16 protein-coding genes are annotated in these 20,762 nt (G+C 55.7%); 7 read left to right on the top strand and 9 right to left on the bottom strand.

The features are described from left to right. Nucleotides 1-7 precede the first annotated feature (7 nt). The gene (locus tag GVI59_RS07590; RefSeq protein WP_173573683.1) at nt 8-523 is read right to left on the bottom strand and encodes a 3'-5' exonuclease; all 516 of its coding nucleotides are present in this window, start codon (nt 521-523) and stop codon (nt 8-10) included. A gap of 464 nt (nt 524-987) precedes the next feature. Between GVI59_RS07590 and GVI59_RS07585 the strand changes: the two genes are divergently transcribed. From GVI59_RS07585 to dgt, 5 genes are all read left to right on the top strand, one after another. Beyond that, a complete protein-coding gene (locus GVI59_RS07585; RefSeq protein WP_173573682.1) occupies nt 988-2,370 on the top strand; it encodes an ethanolamine ammonia-lyase subunit EutB in 1,383 nt (460 codons plus the stop codon). A gap of 1 nt (nt 2,371) precedes the next feature. Continuing rightward, on the top strand, nt 2,372-3,172 hold the full coding sequence (gene eutC, locus GVI59_RS07580) for an ethanolamine ammonia-lyase subunit EutC (protein WP_173573681.1): 801 nt from the start codon (nt 2,372-2,374) through the stop codon (nt 3,170-3,172). Continuing rightward, on the top strand, nt 3,169-4,524 hold the full coding sequence (gene eat, locus GVI59_RS07575) for an ethanolamine permease (RefSeq protein ID WP_173573680.1): 1,356 nt from the start codon (nt 3,169-3,171) through the stop codon (nt 4,522-4,524). Before eutC ends, eat begins: the two co-directional genes overlap by 4 nt. Nucleotides 4,525-4,559: 35 nt before the next feature. Then, nucleotides 4,560-6,038: an outer membrane beta-barrel protein gene (locus GVI59_RS07570; RefSeq protein ID WP_173573679.1), complete on the top strand. Its 1,479-nt coding sequence runs from the start codon at nt 4,560-4,562 to the stop codon at nt 6,036-6,038. Nucleotides 6,039-6,195: 157 nt separating this feature from the next. Then, nucleotides 6,196-7,428 (top strand): dGTP triphosphohydrolase, encoded by a 1,233-nt coding sequence (dgt, locus tag GVI59_RS07565; RefSeq protein WP_173573678.1) that lies wholly within the window; start codon nt 6,196-6,198, stop codon nt 7,426-7,428. Between the two features lie 81 nt (nt 7,429-7,509). On the opposite strand, the gene GVI59_RS19290 is transcribed toward dgt, so the two are convergent. From GVI59_RS19290 to GVI59_RS07535, 6 genes are all read right to left on the bottom strand, one after another. Next, complete coding sequence (locus GVI59_RS19290) at nt 7,510-8,385, bottom strand: CatB-related O-acetyltransferase (protein ID WP_277876332.1); 876 nt, start codon at nt 8,383-8,385, stop codon at nt 7,510-7,512. A gap of 282 nt (nt 8,386-8,667) precedes the next feature. Then, a complete protein-coding gene (locus GVI59_RS07555) occupies nt 8,668-11,688 on the bottom strand; it encodes a glycosyltransferase (RefSeq protein WP_173573677.1) in 3,021 nt (1,006 codons plus the stop codon). Nucleotides 11,689-11,815: 127 nt separating this feature from the next. Next, complete coding sequence (locus tag GVI59_RS07550; protein ID WP_173573676.1) at nt 11,816-12,355, bottom strand: protein-export chaperone SecB; 540 nt, start codon at nt 12,353-12,355, stop codon at nt 11,816-11,818. 96 nt (nt 12,356-12,451) lie between these two features. Then, a complete protein-coding gene (locus GVI59_RS07545; protein WP_173573675.1) occupies nt 12,452-12,760 on the bottom strand; it encodes a hypothetical protein in 309 nt (102 codons plus the stop codon). A gap of 239 nt (nt 12,761-12,999) precedes the next feature. After that, on the bottom strand, nt 13,000-13,815 hold the full coding sequence (locus GVI59_RS07540) for an aminotransferase class IV (protein WP_173573674.1): 816 nt from the start codon (nt 13,813-13,815) through the stop codon (nt 13,000-13,002). Beyond that, complete coding sequence (locus GVI59_RS07535) at nt 13,812-15,167, bottom strand: anthranilate synthase component I family protein (protein WP_173573673.1); 1,356 nt, start codon at nt 15,165-15,167, stop codon at nt 13,812-13,814. Before GVI59_RS07535 ends, GVI59_RS07540 begins: the two co-directional genes overlap by 4 nt. Nucleotides 15,168-15,277: 110 nt before the next feature. On the opposite strand from GVI59_RS07535, the gene GVI59_RS07530 reads away from it, so the two are divergent. Together GVI59_RS07530 and GVI59_RS07525 are read left to right on the top strand one after the other, a co-directional pair. Further along, nucleotides 15,278-16,375 carry a DMT family transporter gene (locus GVI59_RS07530; RefSeq protein WP_242013005.1) on the top strand — a complete coding sequence of 366 codons (1,098 nt, stop codon included), beginning with the start codon at nt 15,278-15,280 and terminating at the stop codon, nt 16,373-16,375. Then, on the top strand, nt 16,372-16,722 hold the full coding sequence (locus tag GVI59_RS07525) for a hypothetical protein (RefSeq protein WP_173573672.1): 351 nt from the start codon (nt 16,372-16,374) through the stop codon (nt 16,720-16,722). The genes GVI59_RS07530 and GVI59_RS07525 overlap by 4 nt, the downstream gene beginning before the upstream one ends. 72 nt (nt 16,723-16,794) lie before the next feature. Here the strand turns inward: GVI59_RS07525 and GVI59_RS07520 are convergent, their stop codons facing one another. After that, nucleotides 16,795-17,541 carry a DNA/RNA non-specific endonuclease gene (locus tag GVI59_RS07520; RefSeq protein ID WP_173573671.1) on the bottom strand — a complete coding sequence of 249 codons (747 nt, stop codon included), beginning with the start codon at nt 17,539-17,541 and terminating at the stop codon, nt 16,795-16,797. A 101-nt stretch (nt 17,542-17,642) separates the two neighbouring features. Then, nucleotides 17,643-20,645, bottom strand: a complete 3,003-nt coding sequence (locus GVI59_RS07515) for an SGNH/GDSL hydrolase family protein (protein ID WP_173573670.1) — start codon at nt 20,643-20,645, stop codon at nt 17,643-17,645. Nucleotides 20,646-20,762: the final 117 nt, after the last annotated feature.

The following is a 20,762-nucleotide window of genomic DNA, read 5'->3' as shown; positions in this document are numbered from 1 at the left end:
ATCACTATTACGTCACGCCATCCCGGAGATCTTTCCAGATTCTCCACAACTCCAGCGCATCCGGCAAAGCCCTGTGTCTGGGTGCTGTCCGCTTTTCTTCCCGTACGCGAACCTGAGCCAGCAACGTGGCGTCTTCCTCCGCCGACGCGCCCCCGTGCGCCAGTCGGAGTGCCTCCACCCATGCTTCCAGCACAGGATGGACAGCGGGCTCCTTCTCCCCGACAACAGTGCACAATCTTTTCAACCAGCCGCGATCGAATGCAGGCGCATCCGTGACAATCCGGCAGTTTTCCGTAGCCGCCAGAAAGCGCTGCGCCACGAGGGCCGCAGGACTGCCTTCCCGCATGAGCGTGTCCCGGCTCAGCCCATGTAAGGCTTCGGCTTCCTCCGACCAGTCTGTCCACCCCGGTTCCGGCCGGATCAGGAAGCTTTCACTCCGTCCATCCTCTCCTACCCAGGCAATTTCGATGGGATAGCTCTCAACATTGAGGGAGGAGGCCTCATTATCCAGAAAAATGAACATGTTAGCTCCAGCATCGTATGCCTGTGCCGGATATTCCGCCGGACTTTGAGCACCACACAGGACAGAAACAGACGTATTTCAGGGGAATCTTTGCATCATTTTATGTCCATTCAACGCCAGATCATATAATTTTTCCTTTATTTTCAGTTGATTAATATTTTTCATTTTTCGTCCTCCATATTTTTTATGTCAAAACATTGCTGATTGTTCTTTTGTTTCATGATTACGATTTTCCATTTGCTTCATACTCAACCAAAAAAACCTCCAGATTCCGAAAAAACCGTTTTTTTGACACGACCCATGCAAAGCTACTCTGCACGGCGAAAACACCTTCCGGATTGAACGCCTCTTCTTTGGTGTTTTGACGTATATCCGGTATGTTTCGAAAACGCATCGTTCTGCGCATCAGACATCAATCACACAAGCCGGGCCTAGCCCGAAACTGGACGGCAGGAGCTTTCGGGATGAGCTTCCATCATACGCTCGGCGGAGAACGCTACGGGTTTGATGACCTCAAAGGGCTGCTCGCAGCGGCTTCCTCACAGAGATCCGGGGATGAACTGGCAGGCCTTGCCGCCACATCCGACGGTCAACGCATGGCCGCCCGCTATGCACTGGCGGAACTGCCTCTCAGCACCCTCCTGAGCACCGATCTCGTTCCGTATGAAGAAGACGAGGTCACACGCCTGATTGTGGACACCCACGACAAGGCCGCCTTCGCTCCCATCGCCCATCTGACGGTTGGTGGTTTCCGTGACTGGCTCCTGTCGCATGAAGCCGACACCGCCACACTCGCCGCCGTAGCGCCCGGCATCACGCCCGAAATGGCCGCCGCCGTCAGCAAGATCATGCGCAATCAGGATCTGATGAGCGTTGCACGCAAGATCAGGGTCATCACCCGGTTCCGCAACACCATCGGGCTTGAGGGACGCCTCGCCTCCCGTCTGCAGCCCAACCACCCGACGGATGATCTCAAGGGCATCGCCGCCTCCACGCTGGACGGGCTGCTCTACGGCATGGGTGACGCGGTCATCGGGATCAATCCCGCGACCGACAGCGTCGCCAACGGGCTGGCGCTGCTCGACATGCTCGACCACGCCCGCCAGCACTACGACATTCCCACCCAGACCTGCGTTCTGACCCATGTGACCAACACCATCGAGATCATCAACCGCGGCGGCGCGGTCGATCTGGTGTTCCAGTCCATCGCCGGCACCCAGAAGGCCAACGAAGGGTTTGGCGTCAACCTCGCCATTCTCAAGGAGGCGCATGACGCCGCTCAGGGACTGAAACGCGGTACGGTTGGCGACAACCTCATGTATTTCGAAACCGGACAGGGTGCGGCTCTTTCAGCCGACGCGCATCACGGCATTGACCAGCAGACCGTGGAGGCGCGGGCCTACGCCGTTGCGCGGGCCTACAGGCCGCTGCTGGTCAACACGGTCGTGGGCTTCATCGGTCCCGAATATCTCTATGACGGCAAGCAGATCATCCGCGCCGGTCTTGAGGATCATTTCTGCGCCAAGCTGATGGGTGTCCCGATGGGCTGTGACGCCTGTTACACCAACCACGCCGAGGCCGATCAGGATGACATGGACAACCTGATGGTGCTGCTTGGGACGGCGGGCATTTCCTTCCTGATCGGCGTGCCGGGCGCGGATGACATCATGCTCAACTATCAGAGCCTGTCCTTCCACGACATTCTGACATTACGGACGCTGCTGAATCTGAAACCGGCGCCGGAATTCACTGCGTGGCTTGAAAAAATGGGCCTGTATGACAGTGGCAATGACAGAATGCTGCCTCTGTCTCCCAGCCAGACACTTCTTGGCCAGATGATTGCCTGACATGACAGACAAGATGCTCCCCACCTCACCGACCAAAGGCGGCAGTCCGGACCCATGGCACGGACTGCGCTCCCTGACCCGCGCACGCATCGGGCTGGGCCGTAGCGGAAATGCGCAGCGCAGCACGGATGTTCTTGCTTTTCAGGCGGCGCATGCGCAGGCGCGTGACGCAGTGCACGCGCCTCTCGACATCGACACGATGCAGGCACAACTGAAGGACGAGCCCTACCTGATCGTTCACAGCCGGGCACCGGATCGCCCGACCTATCTGCGACGGCCTGATCTGGGACGACGTCTTGATGCAGAAAGTCTTGCCGGTCTGAAAAAAGGCAATTGGGACGCCGTGTTTGTCGCAGCGGATGGTCTCTCATCCGTCGCCACGACTGAAGGCGCGGTCGCCCTGTACCACGCGATGAAAGAGCGCCTGAAAGACTGGTCGATTGCGCCTCTTGTTATCGCAAAGGAAGGCCGTGTCGCCATTGGCGATGAGATCGCCGCCGCCATGGGCGCGAGCATGGTCGTCATGATGATCGGCGAACGTCCGGGCCTCAGCGTTGCGAACAGCATGGGCGCCTATCTCACATATGCGCCACGCGTTGGCTGTCCGGATTCGGCCCGCAACTGCCTTTCCAACATTCACCCACATGGCCTGAACACAGCCGTAGCGGCTGACAAACTCGCCTGGCTGATGCGCGAGGCCAGGCAGAGAAAGCTGACAGGCGTCGATCTGAAAGATGACGCACCGGGAAGCACACTTCTCGAACAGGCACCACCCGCTCTTGATAAGGACACACGCGCATGACAACGGGTGCGACAAAACTCCACAAGACACTGAGCGCTTTCCATTTATGGGGCATCGGTGTCGGTCTTGTGATTTCCGGCGAATATTTCGGCTGGAGTTATGGCTGGGGAACAGCCGGAACGCTTGGCTTCATGGTCGCCACGATTTTCGTGGCCCTGATGTACACGTCCTTCATCTTCAGTTTTACGGAACTGACGACAGCCATTCCCCATGCAGGCGGCCCCTTCACCTACAGCTTCCGTGCGCTGGGTCCACTGGGTGGACTGATTGCCGGCCTTGCGACTCTCGTTGAGTTCATCTTCGCCCCCCCAGCAATCGCTCTTGCGATTGGTGCGTATCTGAACGTGCAGTTTCCAGCCCTGTCGCCAAAAGTTGCAGCTGTGGGCGCCTACATCATCTTCATGGCGCTCAACATTATTGGCGTTCACATTGCGGCATCTTTTGAACTCTTTGTTACCATTGCCGCCATTATCGAACTTCTGGTCTTCATGGGTGTGGTCGCACCCGCCTTTTCATGGAGTAATTTCGTCCATGACGGCTGGGGCGTTGCTCCCCATTTCGGTCTTGAGGCGATGGGAGGCATTTTTGCCGCCATTCCTTTTGCCATCTGGTTCTTTCTCGCCATTGAAGGCGTGGCGATGGCGGCAGAAGAAGCGAAAGATCCAAAACGCTCGATTCCCGTGGCCTATATCGCAAGTGTGCTGACGCTCGTTTCTCTTGCTTTCGGTGTCATGATCTTTGCCGGTGGCGTTGGCGACTGGAAAGCGCTGGCGAATCTGAACGATCCTCTGCCCGAAGCCATGAAACGCGTTGTCGGAACCAACAGCGGCTGGCTGCACATGCTGGTATGGCTTGGACTTTTCGGTCTGGTCGCCTCCCTGCACGGCATCATCATGGGCTACGCCCGTCAGATCTTCGCCCTTGCCCGCGCCGGATTTCTTCCTGCGGTTCTGGGAAAACTCCATCCGCGTTTCCAGACGCCCTACGTCGCCACCATTGCGGGTGGAATCGTGGGAATCGCTGCTATTTTCTCTGACGATGTTGTTTCGATTGCTGGCCAGTCCCTGACGGCCACACTCGTCACGATGTCCGTTTTCGGCGCTCTGACCATGTATATTCTCAGCATGATCAGCCTGTTCGTGCTGCGTCGCAAGGAGCCGAACATGGAGCGTTCCTACCGTGCGCCGCTCTATCCGATCCTTCCAGCACTCGCCCTGAGTTGCGCAATTGTCGCACTGACTGCGGTTATTTTTTACAACACAACAATCTTCTTGATTTATATCGCGTTCGTAATGATCCTGTCCGTGTTCTTTATGATGAGATCCACAAAGAAGCGTCTGCAGGCTTCCTGAGCCAGTCAGAGTCGATCGCAAGAGAGGGAAGTTATATGATCGAAAAATACCGCAGAAAAGGCCTGCTTCTTTCATCCACACTGGTGACAGCAAGCCTGATCCTGCCGTATGCGGCCCACGCACAGACTGTGCCATCGCCTGCCCCGACGGCGGCCCCCGTCGTCAACCTCACCACACCGAACGCCAGCACGGCGCCTGACGCCGTCGCTGACAACAACAAGCTTGTCGATGACGACGTTGCGGAAACTGAAGAAAGCCTGAAAGTCGTACAGGGCAACATCTTCCACCCCAAAGCAGGCAAACCCCTCTCCTACTGGGATGGACTGGTGGGACACCTCACCGTGGAAGCCGGTATCGCCGGCAACCCCTGGACACGCTCGGCCCGCAACTTCGGACAGTTCTATGTTGACCGCGCCAACACCGTTACGCTCAACCAGATCATGGGCTCCCTCTCCCATCCTGTAACGAACATCGGTGATGGCTACGGCTTCGGCTTCAACTTTGAAGTCATGTATGGTTCGGACGCCCGTTTCGATCCGACCGCAGGCATGGGTGACGGCTCTCTGACGGGCCTGTACCAGTGGGTGCCGACGCAGGCGCATGTTGATTTCCACATGCCCTGGCTCCTCAAGCGTGGTATCGATATCCAGCTCGGCCAGATGTATGGTCTCCTCGGTTCCGAAGGCACACCGGCTCTTGCCCGTCCCTTCTATACCTTCAACTATGCATCGGATTACATCGTACCGTTCCAGGTTATCGGTATCTATACCACGCTTCACCTGAACAAGTATGTTGACTGGGTTCTGGGCATTGACGCCGGCAACTCCACGTCCTTCGGCAATGCCGGTAACAACAGCCGTCCGAAAGGAACCTTCGGTTTCGCCTTCAACAATCTCATGGACGGCAGGCTGAGCTTCCATCTCCTCGGCCACTTCGGACCTCAGGGCAACAACGGCGAATCCCGTGCAGCAGCCGGCTGGTACAGTGCAGGCGTCGGCAGAATCGCCAACGAAAAGATGCAGTATAACGGCGATATTCTTGCGACCTACAAGCTCAACAAGAAGATGACCGTCACTGTTGACGGCACCTATCTTCATGATGATCTGACACGCGATGATGTCTATGGTGTCACTGCCTATTTCGCTTACGACATCAACCCGAACCTGACCTTCAACGCCCGCGGTGAAATCCTGCGTGACAACACCGGCGGCACGATCGCGGAATATTCGAGCTTCACATCCTTCACCAAGGCGCTCACCAACCAGCCCTATCCATACTATGTCGCTGCGCCAACGACGTTTGGTGCGCTGACGGTCGGTGTCACCTACCGTCCGGAGTTCATCAACAAGCATGTTGGCTTCGGGCAGTTCACGTTCCGCCCGGAAATTCGCCTCGACAAGTCGCTCAACGGCACCCGTCCCTTCAACCAGGCCGGAACACCTGAGAATCCGGTTGTCAACAACGGCACCAGCAACATGCTCTGGTTCAACGCCGATGCGATCTGGGCCTTCTGATCCAGTCACATAACCAGACTATTTATCCGGGGAGCGCTGTGCGCTCCCCATTTTACTGGAATATTTTCCAGAGCGCAGAAAGCCCGTCACAAGCGCCTCTCGCCATGATCCTGTGAACATGATCTTATAGGCCAACCAACCACCATGGATGGGCCTGATGGTCACAGCTCCTTTTGCAGTCAACGCACACGCCTCACGCGGCAGACTCTATGACGAGCCCGCATCTCCCACACGCTCGCCCTGGCAGCGGGATCGTGATCGGGTCATCCATTCTTCAGGCTTTTGGCGGCTCCAGTACAAAACACAGGTTTTCATCAATCATGAAGGGGATTTCTTCCGTACGCGCCTGACCCACTCCCTTGAGGTCGCACAGATTGCCCGCTCCATGGCCCGTCATTTCGGCGCTGATGAAGACATCACGGAAGCCATCGCCCTGGCCCATGACCTTGGCCATACGCCCTTTGGACATGCAGGCGAAGACGCCCTTTCCCTCGCCATGGAGCCATGGGGCGGGTTCGATCACAACACGCAGGCTCTCCGGCAGGTGACAGTTCTGGAGCAGCGTTATCTCCAGTTCGACGGCCTCAATCTGACATGGGAAACGCTGGAAGGGCTGGTGAAACATAACGGCCCTGTCAGCCATGTTTCCGGCTGGCTGCGCGATTATACAGCGGCGCATGATCTCGAGCTGAACACCTTCGCCTCGCTTGAGGCGCAGCTGGCTGCTTTGGCGGACGACATCGCCTATCACGGACATGATCTGGACGATGGGATAAAGTCAGGCCTTCTCACACTGGACGATCTTGTCGATGTACCGGTGGTCAGCGACGCCTTGCGGGAAGCGCGTCGGATCGCTTCGTCCCTGCCGCCGCGCCCGGTCACGGCTTTTGGCGCAGGCAGCCGCACCGGCGACGCACCCACGACTTCCAGCGCGTCCATCGCCACACAGGATCAGCGTCTCCGCCACGAGATGGTACGCCGCATAGTCCATGCACTGGTCTCGGATGTTCTCACGCAAACCCGGAAAAATCTTGTCGAACTCGCCCCGGAGTCCGCCAACGACATTCGCCATGCAGCCAGGCCGGTTGTGAGTTTCAGTCCCGCCATGGGTGAAGCCAACGCACAGATCCGTTCGTTCCTTTTCGCCAATCTTTACCGGCACTGGAAAGTCAAACGAATGACGCACAAGGCGAAGCATGTCGTTGCCGAGCTTTTCGATACGCTGGGCTCATCCCCCGGCCTTCTGCCGGATGGATGGCGTGAACAGGCCGATACCGCAGCTGATGAAGCTGGACGCCGCCGGGTCGTCGCCGACTATCTGGCGTCCATGACCGATCGCTTCGCCATGGAAGAACATCGACGTCTGACAGATTTGTCCGTGCCGGGATGACATCTCCCCCCAATCTCTCTGTGAAACCAAAACAGGACAGCTCACGAACTTGCCAGTCAAGACAATTCATTCAATCTCTGCTCAAGGAGAGAATTTTGCGACGAAATCATCTATATTCTCAGACATTATGCATTCAATGTTTTCATTTATTTTTTCATCACTCCAATCCCACCATTTTATTGAAAGCAATAATTCTATAATATTTTCTGGAAATCTATACTTCAATATTTTTGCCGGATTTCCTCCAACCATTGAATAGGGCGGAACGTCTTTTGTAACGATTGCTCCAGCCGCAATAACAGCCCCATCACCTATAACAATTCCACCTTTTATAATAACACCATATCCAATCCAAACATCATTACCAATAATTGTCTTTTTGTTGTATAAATGATCTTCAATTTCATCGAGAGGCTTCCAGAAATCATTCCCTATCGACTTGAATGGATAGTTAGAAACAAATTTATAATTATGATTTCCAACTATGAGTTTTACTTGTGGTCCTATACTTGTAAATTTACCGACCTTTAAATCATTACTGCCATTTGAATCAATTATTTCAAATGTCCCATATGTATGATCACCTATTTCCCTTGATGGAAAAATCTCTCTAGTTGGAGCAAATGGCTTTGGAGTATAATCTGCTTCACGAGAAGAAAGATAGAAAACCGGTCCATCTGCCTCATGCAGTATATGCTTCCCTTTCAAAATTATCTTATCAGGCGATAATGTTATATCATCAAATTCGGCAGAAACTTCCTTTTCTCTATTAAATATCAATAGTCTTCCATTAAAAAAATCCCAAAATCGTTCATTCGGATTTCTATAACCAGATATAGAACCATCATTTAGAAATTTTATATTTCCCGCCATTTCAAAATCATTTTCCCAACACCACCTCCAATATCTATTAGTCAGATGTTCTTTTAAAAATTGATCAAGACCATTGTCTATCATAGAAATCCATCACAGAGCATTTTTAAAACTTCATGGTGTATGCAGCATCTCCGGACAAACAAACACCACCGCACAGAACCTGTTTTTAAACTTCAGAAAAAGGAAAATTTTATATCTCTAGTCATATACTCCAAAAATAAAAAAATTATGCAGCCTATCCATAATCACAAAATGACCACACATAGCCATTCTTGAAAAAATTTGATAATTTTTCGACCGACTACAGAGCAATCATTATAATTCTTTTCTATCCAAAACGTTACTTCAGATAAAAGACCACATCTAAAAATTTACATTTCTTTCTTCAAACACATCCTGCAAAATGCTGTTCAGCCGCACCGCATAGGCTTTCGCGCTGTTTTCCTGCTCCAGCATGCGCAGCGCGCCGGTGCGCACCGTGTTCCACAGTTCCTCGTCCGCGTAGAGGTCCACCACGCGCTCGGCAAAACGCTCGGCATCGTTATCTCCACCCGACACAATTTCCAGACCATCGCGCCAGCCAAGCTGACGACAGAGCAGGCCGGACGCAACGACAGGTAATCCGTAAGATGCAGCTTCATGCACCTTGAACGGAATACCCCCTGCGTAGCGGGTGGGTGCGATAAAGATGCGGTGCGTCGCGTACAGTTCTGACGGATCTTTCACCGGTCCGAGCAACTCAACGCGGGGATCACGTCCCAGAGCGCTCAGATCAACACCCGCACCACGAAAACCGGCGACACTGAACCGGACATCCTCCGGCAGACGATCGCGCAACAGAGGCAGAACCTTCTCCACGAACCAGATCAGACTGTCATGGTTCGGCGAGTTAGGCTCGTGAATGGCCCCAAGAAAAAGCATATCACGGCGCTCGGCCCATGCCGCCGGTGTTGGCCTGACGGGGCACATGTGCCCGAGTTCAGCGACATTTTCAAAGCCCGCCTCATGAAGAGTGCGAACATCCAGCGGATTGACCGCGATAATCTTCCGACAGAACCATGCTGCCGCAAACTCGGCCCTCAGCGCTTCGTCCAGTGTTCGAGTCTGCGGTTCGTCAAACAACTGCGCCTTCAGCAGATCACGAGGAGACGTGACCGCCTCCGTGTCGAGCGCAACCGCATCAAGCGGCAACGCAGGAGCCTGTGCCGTCAGGATCGGCAACAGCCTGCCGATGTTATGCGTCCGGCCAATCCACACACAGTCCCAGGACCCGCTGCGCTCCTGCAGAAAAGCATCGAGTGTTTCAAACCCCCGATCGTGCAGAACCTCCACTTCGGGAGGAAAATCCGCATAGATCCGCGACAAGGGGTCAACCGATGCATAGATCGGAAATACCGTGACCTGATGACCAAGCGCCGCCATGGTGCGCACGATGTCATTGGAACGCACGAAGCCGGACCCGAGACTACGCACCGGAATCCTGTCCTCGATAAAGAGAATGCGTTTGCTCGATGGGCTGGCGGCGCTTCTGGCGCGCGCTACAAGCCGGGGTGACGGCGGGAAAGCCTGCGCAAAAACGGCGGCGTGACTCTGCTTCAGACGGTGACGATCCGCTTCATCAAAGGCGGACGCTTCCCTGTCGCTGACATCCTGCGCACTCAGGAACGCGGGTTCGTAGAGAACATGCCGCCCGAGGTCGGCAGCACGCAGACAAAGATCGGCCAGTTGCGCCGCTTCAGACTCCAGCCTCTCATCAAACCCTTCCAGCTTTTCCAGCAGGGCGCGGTCGATCAGAAGAGCCGGGACTGTCGCGCACGCGACAGGGCGACGGAAACAGGCGGCAGGCTCCTCCATCGGAGCGTTTTCAAGATAACGGGTCAGCGACCCATCCCGTCCGATCAGGGCGCCCGCTTCAAGAATACGACCGTCAGCCCGCAAGGTCCTGCCCGTCACGACGCCGATACGCTCCCGCGCAGCATCCGCCTGAGCGTCGAACGCTTCGAGAGCGGCATGCAGGCTGCCGTGAGCCAGACGTACACCCTGCCCCAGCCACAGAACCGCGGCTCCGCGCGTGCGGGGCAGCGCAGCCTTCAGCGCTTCGGCCCGCGTCGCCGACCGGTCCATTCTGATGATCTGCATACCACGGGCGTAATGCTGCAGACGCGTCGTATCGTCGCGTGATCCGGCGTCCACGACGATGACATCCAGAGACCCGGCATAGGTCATGCGCAGAGCAGACAGAGCAGACAGCGTCAGAGGAAGACGGTTGCGGACAGGAAGGATGACACTGAGACGCGGCTCATCCTGCGAGGTGAAATCCAGCGGACGGGCGGCGAGAAGCGGCAGAAGGTTCTCGGCCTTCCGCACTGCAAGCCCTTCGAACACTTTCAGATCGGGGCGTTCAAGCCCCGCATCGAGCGGCTGCTGATGCCGACGGGACAGCCAGTGCTCGAACACATCGCGCACCAGACCGCACTCGATATCAGCCCGGACCGTTCCCGAGAAAAAATAGGCGTTGAGATCGACATCCGGATGGGGACGACGGCGCTCGAACGCGCCATAGCGCAGGAAGTGATCGTAGGCGGAGCGGAGCTGCCCTGTTGCTATGGCGTCCGCGATATCGGGATACTGCTCCAGATAATAGGCTTCACTGAACCATTCCAGACCACAGAAATCGACCGGTGTCGTATTGGTCAGGAAATGGTGCAGCGGATTGCGGATCTGTCCCGATTTTACGGCTTCCGCCACTTCCGGATAGGTTTTCAGATACCATTCAGGATCGAAATACCAGCTGACCCTGAGTGTATTCTGCTCGGCCTCGTCAGCCAGAAAAGCCGCAAACGGCCCAGTCTCCGGGATGGAAAGCGCGCTGGCCTTTCCTGTCCCTTTCCCGAGAGCGCCGTCACCCCTGACGCGCGCGTGGGCGTAATAGAGATGCGGATCAAACAGCAGGTGGCCGGACCGGAATTCACGGTCTCCATACCGGAGATAGTGATCGTATCCGTTGAATGCTCCAAGCCGCTCCAGTGTGGCGCGGGTCAGGTCCGGATAGCGCGCAAGGTAGATAGTTTCTGAGAACAGCCAGTGCGGGGACCGGTTGATGTAACCGTCCGAACAGTAATGAGCGAAGCCGGACTCAAACGATCCCGCATGCACTGCGGCTGCGACATCGGGATTGACCTGCAGATACCATTCTTCATCAAAGAAACGGTTGGGTGAGAGATGCTGTTCTCCGACAGTCTCCGCATAGTGTGCAGCGAGCGCTTCCGGGTCCGCATCGGCCAGATCACCCAGCACATCCCGATAACGGACGCGATACCAGTCGGCGTCAAAGCGCCTCCAGAGAGGAGCATTATCAGCAGGAAGCGCAGAAACGACAGACACCCATGGCCCTTTCAACACCTGACGGAGAGAACTCTCCGAGCATGTCAACGGTTATGCTGTCGGAGACCATGTATGAAGACTTCTGACTCATCCGACAGCTGTCGCCTGCGGCATTACGCGTCTGGCGTCAACCTGCTGCCGGCTGTGAGCGACGGGACTGCCACAGGGCGAAAAAATCGATCTGCTGAATGATGACGGGAATGAAGCCCGCTTCCCGTGTCAGATCGGCCAGATAGTTCCGTGCAGCAGGGAACAGCATCTTCGGCGCTTCCACCAGCAGCATCGGCTCGAACGATTCTGACGTCACGTTGCGCAGGGTAAACATCCCCGAATAGGTGATCTGGGCTTCGAACAGTGTCGGCGCTTCGCTACCATCGACAGGCGCATCTCCACGTCCCACGCAATTCATCACCACGTCGACCTCGAAATCCGGCTGGTTCTCCGCGACCTGCCGCGCCATGACGTCGAGCGTCATGGATGTATTGGGACGCACGGGTGGACGGGTATGCAGCAGGGCGGAATCGAGCGCCCTGAACGACACACTGCGGATATATTGCGCACCCATCAGAAGCGTCGGCGTTGCAGGTGCCTTTGATCCGGAGCCGCCCACGCTGTCCGTAGGGTTTTCCGCACCTGTTACTGTTTCCATCGTATTCTGACCGGCCATACCTGAGGAGACTTTCCGTTACATATAAATCCTGTGCGCAGGAGGACTTAGCAAACTCCCCGCATGACTGCGAGTGTAATCCGGAAGCTGTTTCCATTAAATGAAGCGGCCATGTAAAATTCCAAGTGCAGGCATCGGGATCCAGCCTTTCGGCAATTCTCCCTTGTAAATCAGGGCGATATAATAGTCCGGCGCGGGGTCGCGCGCCTCGGCAAGGAATCGGGCGTAAGCCGTAACCTGTTCCGTTCGCCACTGACAGTCCGCCAGAGCAGCCTCACGCGAGACATGAATACTTGCAATCCGCCGTCTGCGTCCGATCATCGCCACCACGGCCCAGATCTTGTCCTTTCCGGACTGTCTGCTTTCCTTTTTCCCCGGCAGTTCGAACGGCAGAACAGTCACCATCACACCGGTCCTTTTTCATCTCTGTCGTTTTTTCCTGTCTGATAACCCACGCTACAGACAGGGAAACGACAGAAAGGAAGAGAACGATCCTTCACGAAACCACGCGGTTCAGAGGATGGCAAGATACTGGAGAGCGTCCGGGCGCTCCGGAAACCGGCAATGCCGTCCGTCCCGCGACATCATCGCACGCCCGGAGAAAACCGCTGGACTCGACTGTCCTTTCTCCTCTCTTCAGAGCATCAGGACATCGCTGTTCCGAACAGCAGCTCGCGTAAAACCGCTTCCTGTTCCGGATCTGCCTTGAGTTCATGTGCGTCGACAGACGCAACGGGTTGCAGGGACAGGGCCGACACCAGCCACGCCGCCCTCACCTCCCTCATGCGGGCGAGCGGCACGGACTGTTCGACGCACAACCCTGCCTCCAAGAGTCGGGCCCGCGATGTTCCCGGCAGGGCTCCGTCCTCCACCAGCGGCGTGACGATGCGTCCTTCCAGCATCAGCAGGATATTCGCAGCGCTCGCCTCCGCCACGTTGCCTTTTCCATCAAGCAGCAGGGCATCATCATGTCCCGCGGCGACCGCTTCCATCCGGGCCATGACCATCGGCAGGTAATTGAGAGATTTGACGCGAGACAGAGGTGAGCTTCCATCCCGCCTGTAACGGCTGACGCCCAGACAAACGGGTCCCGGCATGGCGTTCGAGGACGCGGCACAGGTCAGCAGGACCGTTGGCTGCACCTGTGCCGGGGGACGAAGCCCGCGCGGTCCACAGCCCCGTGTGACCGTGAGGCGCATGCTCCCCCCCACAAGGCCGGACGCAGTCAGAAGGTCGCCCACAGCCTGCCGGAGCATGGCCCGGTCGGGTGGCGGCAGAAACAGCGTCGTACACCCGACGGCCAGCCGGTCCAGATGCCGCTCAAGCAGGGGCACACAGCCCGCCGCCACCCGCATGGTCTCGAACAGCCCGTCCCCCAGCAGCAGGCCGCGATCGGCTGGATCTATTCCGGCCTCACTCGCTGGAAGAAGGACGCCATTCAGCCAGAGCAACGGGGTCATTCTCCGAACACCCTGAGCAAAGCCGCGCCTTTCAGCCGCATCTCGTCATATTCGCGCGCCGGATCGGACAGCCAGGTAATCCCCCCGCCAACACCGATCCTCAACCTGTCATCACAGCGCTCCACGCTCCGGATCACAACCGAACTGTCCATCGCCCCATCCCTGCCAATCCGGAAGACGCTGCCACAATACGCCCCACGCGCCGATCGTTCGACCTGATCGATAATTTCCATGGCGCGCTTCTTCGGCGCTCCTGTCACCGAGCCCGGCGGCAGCGTCGCACGCAGAAGATCAAACGCATTGAGACCGGACCTCAGACGCCCCCGCACGCAGGAAACGAGGTGCTGCACATGCGCGAACGGCTCGACCTCGCACAGTTGCGGCACCGACACCGAACCGATGTCACAGACACGCCCGATATCATTACGCATCAGGTCAGTGATCATGAGGTTTTCGGCATTTTCCTTTTCGTCCTGTCGCAACTGTTCAGCCAGACGCCGGGTTTCCGTCGCATCCTGCCCCAGAGGCGCGGTCCCCTTGATAGGACGGGTCTCGACAACGCCTTCAGGTGAGAGCGACAGAAACCGCTCCACCGATGCGCTCAGGAGAGAAAACGGACGGTCCGCGTCCAATCCGGCACAGCCTCGAAGAAAGGCGCCGAAAGGAGCTGGCGATCCCTTCCGCAGCAGGCCGTACACTGCGAGGTCATCAAAATCGGATGGCGCATCCGCCTGCCAGCGTAGCGTCAGATTGGCCTGAAAAATATCACCTTCACCGATCAGGCGGACAACTTTCCTGACAGCCGAAATCCATTGCTCCCGATCCATATCGGGCTGAAAATTCACGCGGATAGAACCGGACTGCGTCAACACACCTTCGCCAGATGGCAAAGACAGGGCGCTCTTCCCTGCCCTGAAACAGCGCCGCTCCAGCCGGTCAAAAGCAAAAACGGTGTCATAAGAGGCTGCGAGAATGTCCGGCGTCTCCGTCTGATGGCGCGACACCACCCCTTCCAGCGCCATACCCGTAGCATAAGACGTCAGACCAACCAGCCCACCTGAAAAAGGAAGTCCCGTATTCTCTGCGGACTGCAGCCGGGCGTGCATATCCTGCAGATGGCTCCACGCATCACCGGCGACAGACCGGCTATTTCTGACCACTCGATCCTGAAACGATACAAGTGTTTCAGTCGGTTCCACACACAGAAAAGACCAGCGAGCCCGCTCGTCGCCGGGGGTTGCGGCTGGAGTCCCACCACTATCGAGAAATGCGACCCACGGCGCGGCTTTCCAGGCCTGCAGAGCGGTCCACGGATCAACCCAGGGCAGTTCGGTGACAGAGAGGGAGCGCATTTCCGCTTCTTACACACACAGGAGCTTCAGGAGAAATATCGTCTTAAATCGCGACCATCTGATTCCATTCACGGGTTTCCACGCATCCTCGCGGCGAAGACGGCAGGAGAATGTCACCAGAGAAAGACGATCAGGGCGCGACACAGCACAGAATGAGGAGGCAATGCATTGTCTTTCAGAATCATAAACATAGCACCCGTGTGAAGTGGAAAATTCAGTGGGCAACCCTGTCATATTGTCCTAAAAGCACATTCATTGTCATTCAGGAACAAAATATGAGCGCCACGCCTTCTCGCCGGGAAGTAGATAAAACAGCCATATTGCTCATGATTTTTCTCTGCATGATATGGGGCCTCCAACAGACGGCAATCAAGGCGATTTCCGCCGATATGGCCCCTGTTTTGCAGGTAGGCATCCGATCGGCGTTAGCCGCTCTCATCGTTGGCCTGATAATCGTATGGCAGAAAGACTATCCGGCATTCCGTAAACTCCCGGTGTTCGCAACCCTTTCCGTCGGAATCCTTTTTGCGCTCGAGTTCCTCCTGACCGGTGAGGGACTCTGCTTTACGAGCGCGGCTCACATGTCGATCTTTCTTTATACTGCCCCAATCTTTGCGGCACTCGGTCTTCATGTCGGATTACCTGAAGAACGCCTTTCTCCGATACAATGGGGTGGAGTCGCATTGGCTTTTCTGGGCGTAATCGTGTCCTTTATGGGCCCCGACGGCGGCCTGAACGACCCTGCGCTCCGCTATGGCTGGGTCGGAGACATACTCGGATTACTGGCGGGTGCATCATGGGGTATGACAACCCTTATCATCCGCTTTACCAGCCTTTCAGAGGCGCCAGCGACGGTGACGCTGTTCTGCCAGCTTTCTGTTGCCAGTATCATATTGATACCAGCAGCGTTTCTTTCACATCAGACAACGTTTCATCCCACAGGATTTGTCGTCCTCGATTTTGCTTTTCAGCTTGTTCTCGTTTCCGTTATCAGTTTTCTGATCTGGTTTTCTCTTCTCAGAGTGTATCTGGCTTCCCGCCTTGGCGTGCTGTCGTTGATGACACCACTTTTCGGCATTCTGTTTGGAGCCGCACTTCTTCACGAAACTCTCAAGCCCGAATTTCTGGCTGGGTCTGCCCTGATCCTCACCGGCATCAGCCTTGTCAGCAGACATGCCCTTTTCAAAAAGAAATTACGTTACACATGAATGTTCTTTTCTTTTGGAAGACTCTTCTTTCAGGAACAATGCGGCCACCACCTCTGAACATGCGCCACCCACACGAACAGACCGCAGCAGGCCAAAGTTATTTAGATGGGTATTTCGAACCTTGCATGATTCGCAATAATTTTCACGGCAGACCCATCAATTCCGATTTTTTTAGCAATTACTGTGGAGAGACACATGCTGTCGCAACACAGATTCCTGCTTCCGACACCCCTTACGAACAGAAGCGTGATTTTGTCTGCACGGCCGCCCCAAGCATGGCACGGGCCTGTTTCCCGACAATAGAACATCCGCAGAAACCAACGCGCCAGATGGCATTACGCCGCTAAACAGGACAGGTCGCCTTCCGGTCTATCTCCTATAAAAAATATTCAGAAAAATTCTGAACTGACAAAGGACTGTCATGGCAAGAGGGTGCGGTCCAGAACGGTATTCCGATTTTTATCGGACAACGGAACGCCCGGAAACGGATCAATTCCCGTCACCCGTTCCAGTGAGGCCTGACTGACAGCATTGCATCGGTATGGCGTCGTGTTTTTGCAGACAATGACCGAAACAGATTTTTTCGATGGCAGATATACCGCTTTCCAGAGCGATGAAGGAATACGCACGTGATCAGGCCCGATCGTCCCCAACGGGGCACGAAAGGCCGGTCCGGTCACCACATAGGCTTCCCGGGACCGTTTCACTATTTTTCGGACATTGGCTTCAAGGTGGTTCCAGGCCCCCGAATTGAGACGTGCTGCCTGAGGAACGATATTGGACAGCAGGAATGTTTCTGCTCGGGCGTTTTTCGTAGAAACATCACCTGATGGCGTCAGGTGACCGCGCGACCATCCTGAGCGTTTATAGTCCATCAGTTCGGATCGACCCTCAAGCGGAAGCCTGAGATCTTCCTGAAAATCCGCTCTCCCCTCAAGCGCTTCCGCCTGAGTGATGCTGTCCGCCGTCAAATGCTCTGCACTCCATGCGGCTTCTTTTGCCTGCACTGAGTAACCTGTTGCGAAAGAGAGAGAACAGAGCAGAACCACTTCTCGAGAGGAAAAAGGCTGGCTTTGTGCTGCAAAATGATCGGAACATGCCGCGCTGGCGGAAATCGGTGTCAGAAATGCCAGCAGGACAGGAAGCCATAATGGGAGACGATTCATGCAGCAAAGTGTGCCGCATAGTCCGCATGCAGATCAACTCCCGGAAAAAATGGAACTTTCTGTGCCGGAGATTAAGCCTCCGGCACAGAAAACTGGCGCAATCAGAAAAATGTGTAGGACTGGTTTCTCTTGCTTTCCAGAGACGTCACCATGGAAGCCTGCACAACAGGCGCAACAAGTGCGTGTCCTGGAGCCAGCGGATGCACATCATCCGTGTAAATGTACCACCCCGTATTCTTCTCAAGAGTATTTGAGAGATCGGAACCGATATCAATCGCCGCCACTTTGGAATCACCCGGATAGGCAGAGCGATAACTATTCATGGCATTATTGAAAACGGCCAGCCATGACGCGGCATATTTCGGAGCATAATGGAACCCGAACGGAACAATCTGGAAAAGCCACGCATCCGGCGCTGCCTGACGATGGGCCACCATCGCCTGTGTCATGGCCGCCTGCGCATCAGACGTGTTGGATTTGCTCAGAGCTTCATTGGTCAGATAATTGACCGCAATGGCGACAGGCTCGGTCCCCACTTCTCCATACGCGGAAAGATGGTTGTTGCTGTCAAGCGCTGAGACGCCTGCATCGATCTTGTTCCACCGGCTTTTACTGTCATCATAGGTCCCGCCATTACCGGAGCTGGATCCGGAGACATAATAATAGGGCGGAACATCCGCACCACTATCTCCACTGATGAGATAGCCGGAGTAACCGCAGGCGGAGACACAGACTTCATATCCCAGAGCCCTCAGCCCCTGCAGAACCTGGAATGTGTAACCGTAAACGATATTGTCCTTGTTGTTATTCGCCTTGATACCTTCGGTGATACTGTCACCGATAATCTTGATCCATCCTTTTGCGCCCGCAACGGAAACCCCGGCACTCGAGTTGTCGTCAAGAGTCATGCCAGACACGACAAGATTGTTCGCCCCCTGATTCCAGCGAGAGTTCTGCGGCGTATTGCTCATAATGACGAAAAGGACATTTTCAGAAGACGGCGTAATTCCGGACAGCGTGATATCCCCTGTCGCTGCAACCGTCGTCCCGACCCCATTGAGATACAGCGTGACATACGCACCTGTCCCACTGGGGCCGAGGTGAAGGGTAGCCGTCGGACTGGCGGAAGCAGCCCATGTAAAGACAAAATAGGCCCCCACGTTCCATGTCCGGCACCATGAAGACCCCGTCCGTCCGGCGTCCCCGTACCAGTTACCAGGCGAGAAGAGGAAAGCAGGCGAATCAACCGCAATGGCCCCACCCGTGACCGGGGCGACCGGCGTTGCCGTTTGTTCTGCCGCTTTTGTCGTACCGACCGAATTGGTCGCACCAACCGTCACATATACCGGCGTGCCGTTTGTCAGACCGGTAATCGTATAGGAACCCGGAGCAGCAAGCGTGGTAACCGGAGAACTGCCTTCACCACCGGAGCTTGCCCCCACAAAAATCGGATAACCCGTAATGGCGGCGCCACCCGTAGAGGTCGACGCCACGACTGTCACAGTGACCTGCCCCGCACCCGGCGTAAGGGTAAAGGAAGGGGCCGACGGAACTGTAGCCTGCGAAATGACGGTCAGTGACAACGCTGACGGGTTGGTAAGATTTCCGCTGTTCGTCGTGGATAAGGAACCGGAACCGACCGCTGTGGGTGTGAAGGTGAATGAGGCCCCACTGGCGCTTCCCGCAGCAAGAACAACAGTCGCAGGAGAAAATGTACCCGCAAGTGTGCTCTTGGGTGTGACAGTCACTGCAGATGATGGAGCGGCGTTCGGCGTAACCGTATAGGTTGCTGCGGTATTCACAGCCAGACTGGAGGAACCGCTCAGCGTATAGGTCGTAGCGGCAGGCGCGACCGGCGTTGCGGTCTGTTCTGCTGCTTTTGTCGTACCGACCGAATTGGTCGCACCAACCGTCACATATACCGGCGTGCCGTTTGTCAGACCGGTAATCGTATAGGAACCCGGAGCAGCAAGCGTGGTAACCGGAGAACTGCCTTCACCACCGGAGCTTGCCCCCACAAAAATCGGATAACCCGTAATGGCGGTGCCACCCGTAGAGGTCGACGCCACGACTGTCACAGTGACCTGTCCGGAACCCGCAGCAAGGGTAAAGGAAGGAGCCGACGGCGCTGTCGCCTGTGCGCTGGCTGTCAGTGACAGCGCTGACGGATTGGCAAGGCTCCCATTATTGGTCGTGGACAAGGAACCAGAACCGACTGCGGAAGGTTTGAAAGTAAACGTAACACCACTGGAACTTCCCGCAGGAAGCGTGGCAGTCGCAGGAGAAAATGTGCCTGCAAGTGTGCATACGGGCGTGACAATTACCGCAGCAGCAGGCTCTCCGTTCGGTGTGACCGTATAGGTTGCTGCGGTATTCACAGTCAGACTGGAAGAGCCGGTGAGAGTATAGGCCGTTGCCGTAGTAGCGGCAGCATCGCCGCTATAAACAGAGATTTCCTTGATACCGGCAGCATTACTGCTGCTGGAGGAATAAGCACAAAGACCGAATGATCCAGCGACATTCTGAAGTGCCGCAGCGTTCAGAGTGGCATTGCCTGTGACTGTTGCGCTGCCAAGAGTGGCGCCAGCAGAATTGGTCACAGTAACGACCATGGATGACGTCGTGGACGTATCCTGTGTCAGCTGAACATCAACAGTAATCAGATCACCGCTGGCAGGCTGTGTCGAAAGGGACTGATTCAGAAACTGGGTAAGTTTTCCGGAGACTGAAGCAAAACCATGCAGATAAAAACCGGATGTATTATGATCAACGCTAAGCAGGTAACCCTGAAACGCCGTCGATCCTGTGCCGCGGTTTGTCCGAAGCATAAAATAGATTGTCTGATTGGTATCAATATGGACCTGAGCCGTAATACGACCCGACATCGCATCTTCCGACTGCGGACGGTACAGAGGTCCACCAGTCCAGGGGGTACCTTCCTGGATCGACGTCAGATAATCCTGTGTCGTATCGGACCCGAGTGTCGTGCTCGACCAGACATTGCCTACAAGATCAATCCATCCATCCAGAAGCGTCTGTCCGGCAGAAACCGGGCTTACTGCTGCCGTAACCGCGGTATCAGCAAGCTGCGTCCATGTGACCATATATAAAATTCCTTGAAATAAAGCGGATAAAATCCATTGAGTGCAGAGGTCGAAACAGGAGTAGCTGTCCCCGCCCATTTTGTAAGTTTCAAAAAATAGTCAGATAAAAATTCATAA

The organism is Acetobacter sicerae (genome assembly GCF_011516765.1).
Lineage (GTDB): Bacteria > Pseudomonadota > Alphaproteobacteria > Acetobacterales > Acetobacteraceae > Acetobacter > Acetobacter sicerae.
Note: the sequence above shows the minus strand (reverse complement) of the source record. Positions and strands in the feature narration are given on the sequence as shown.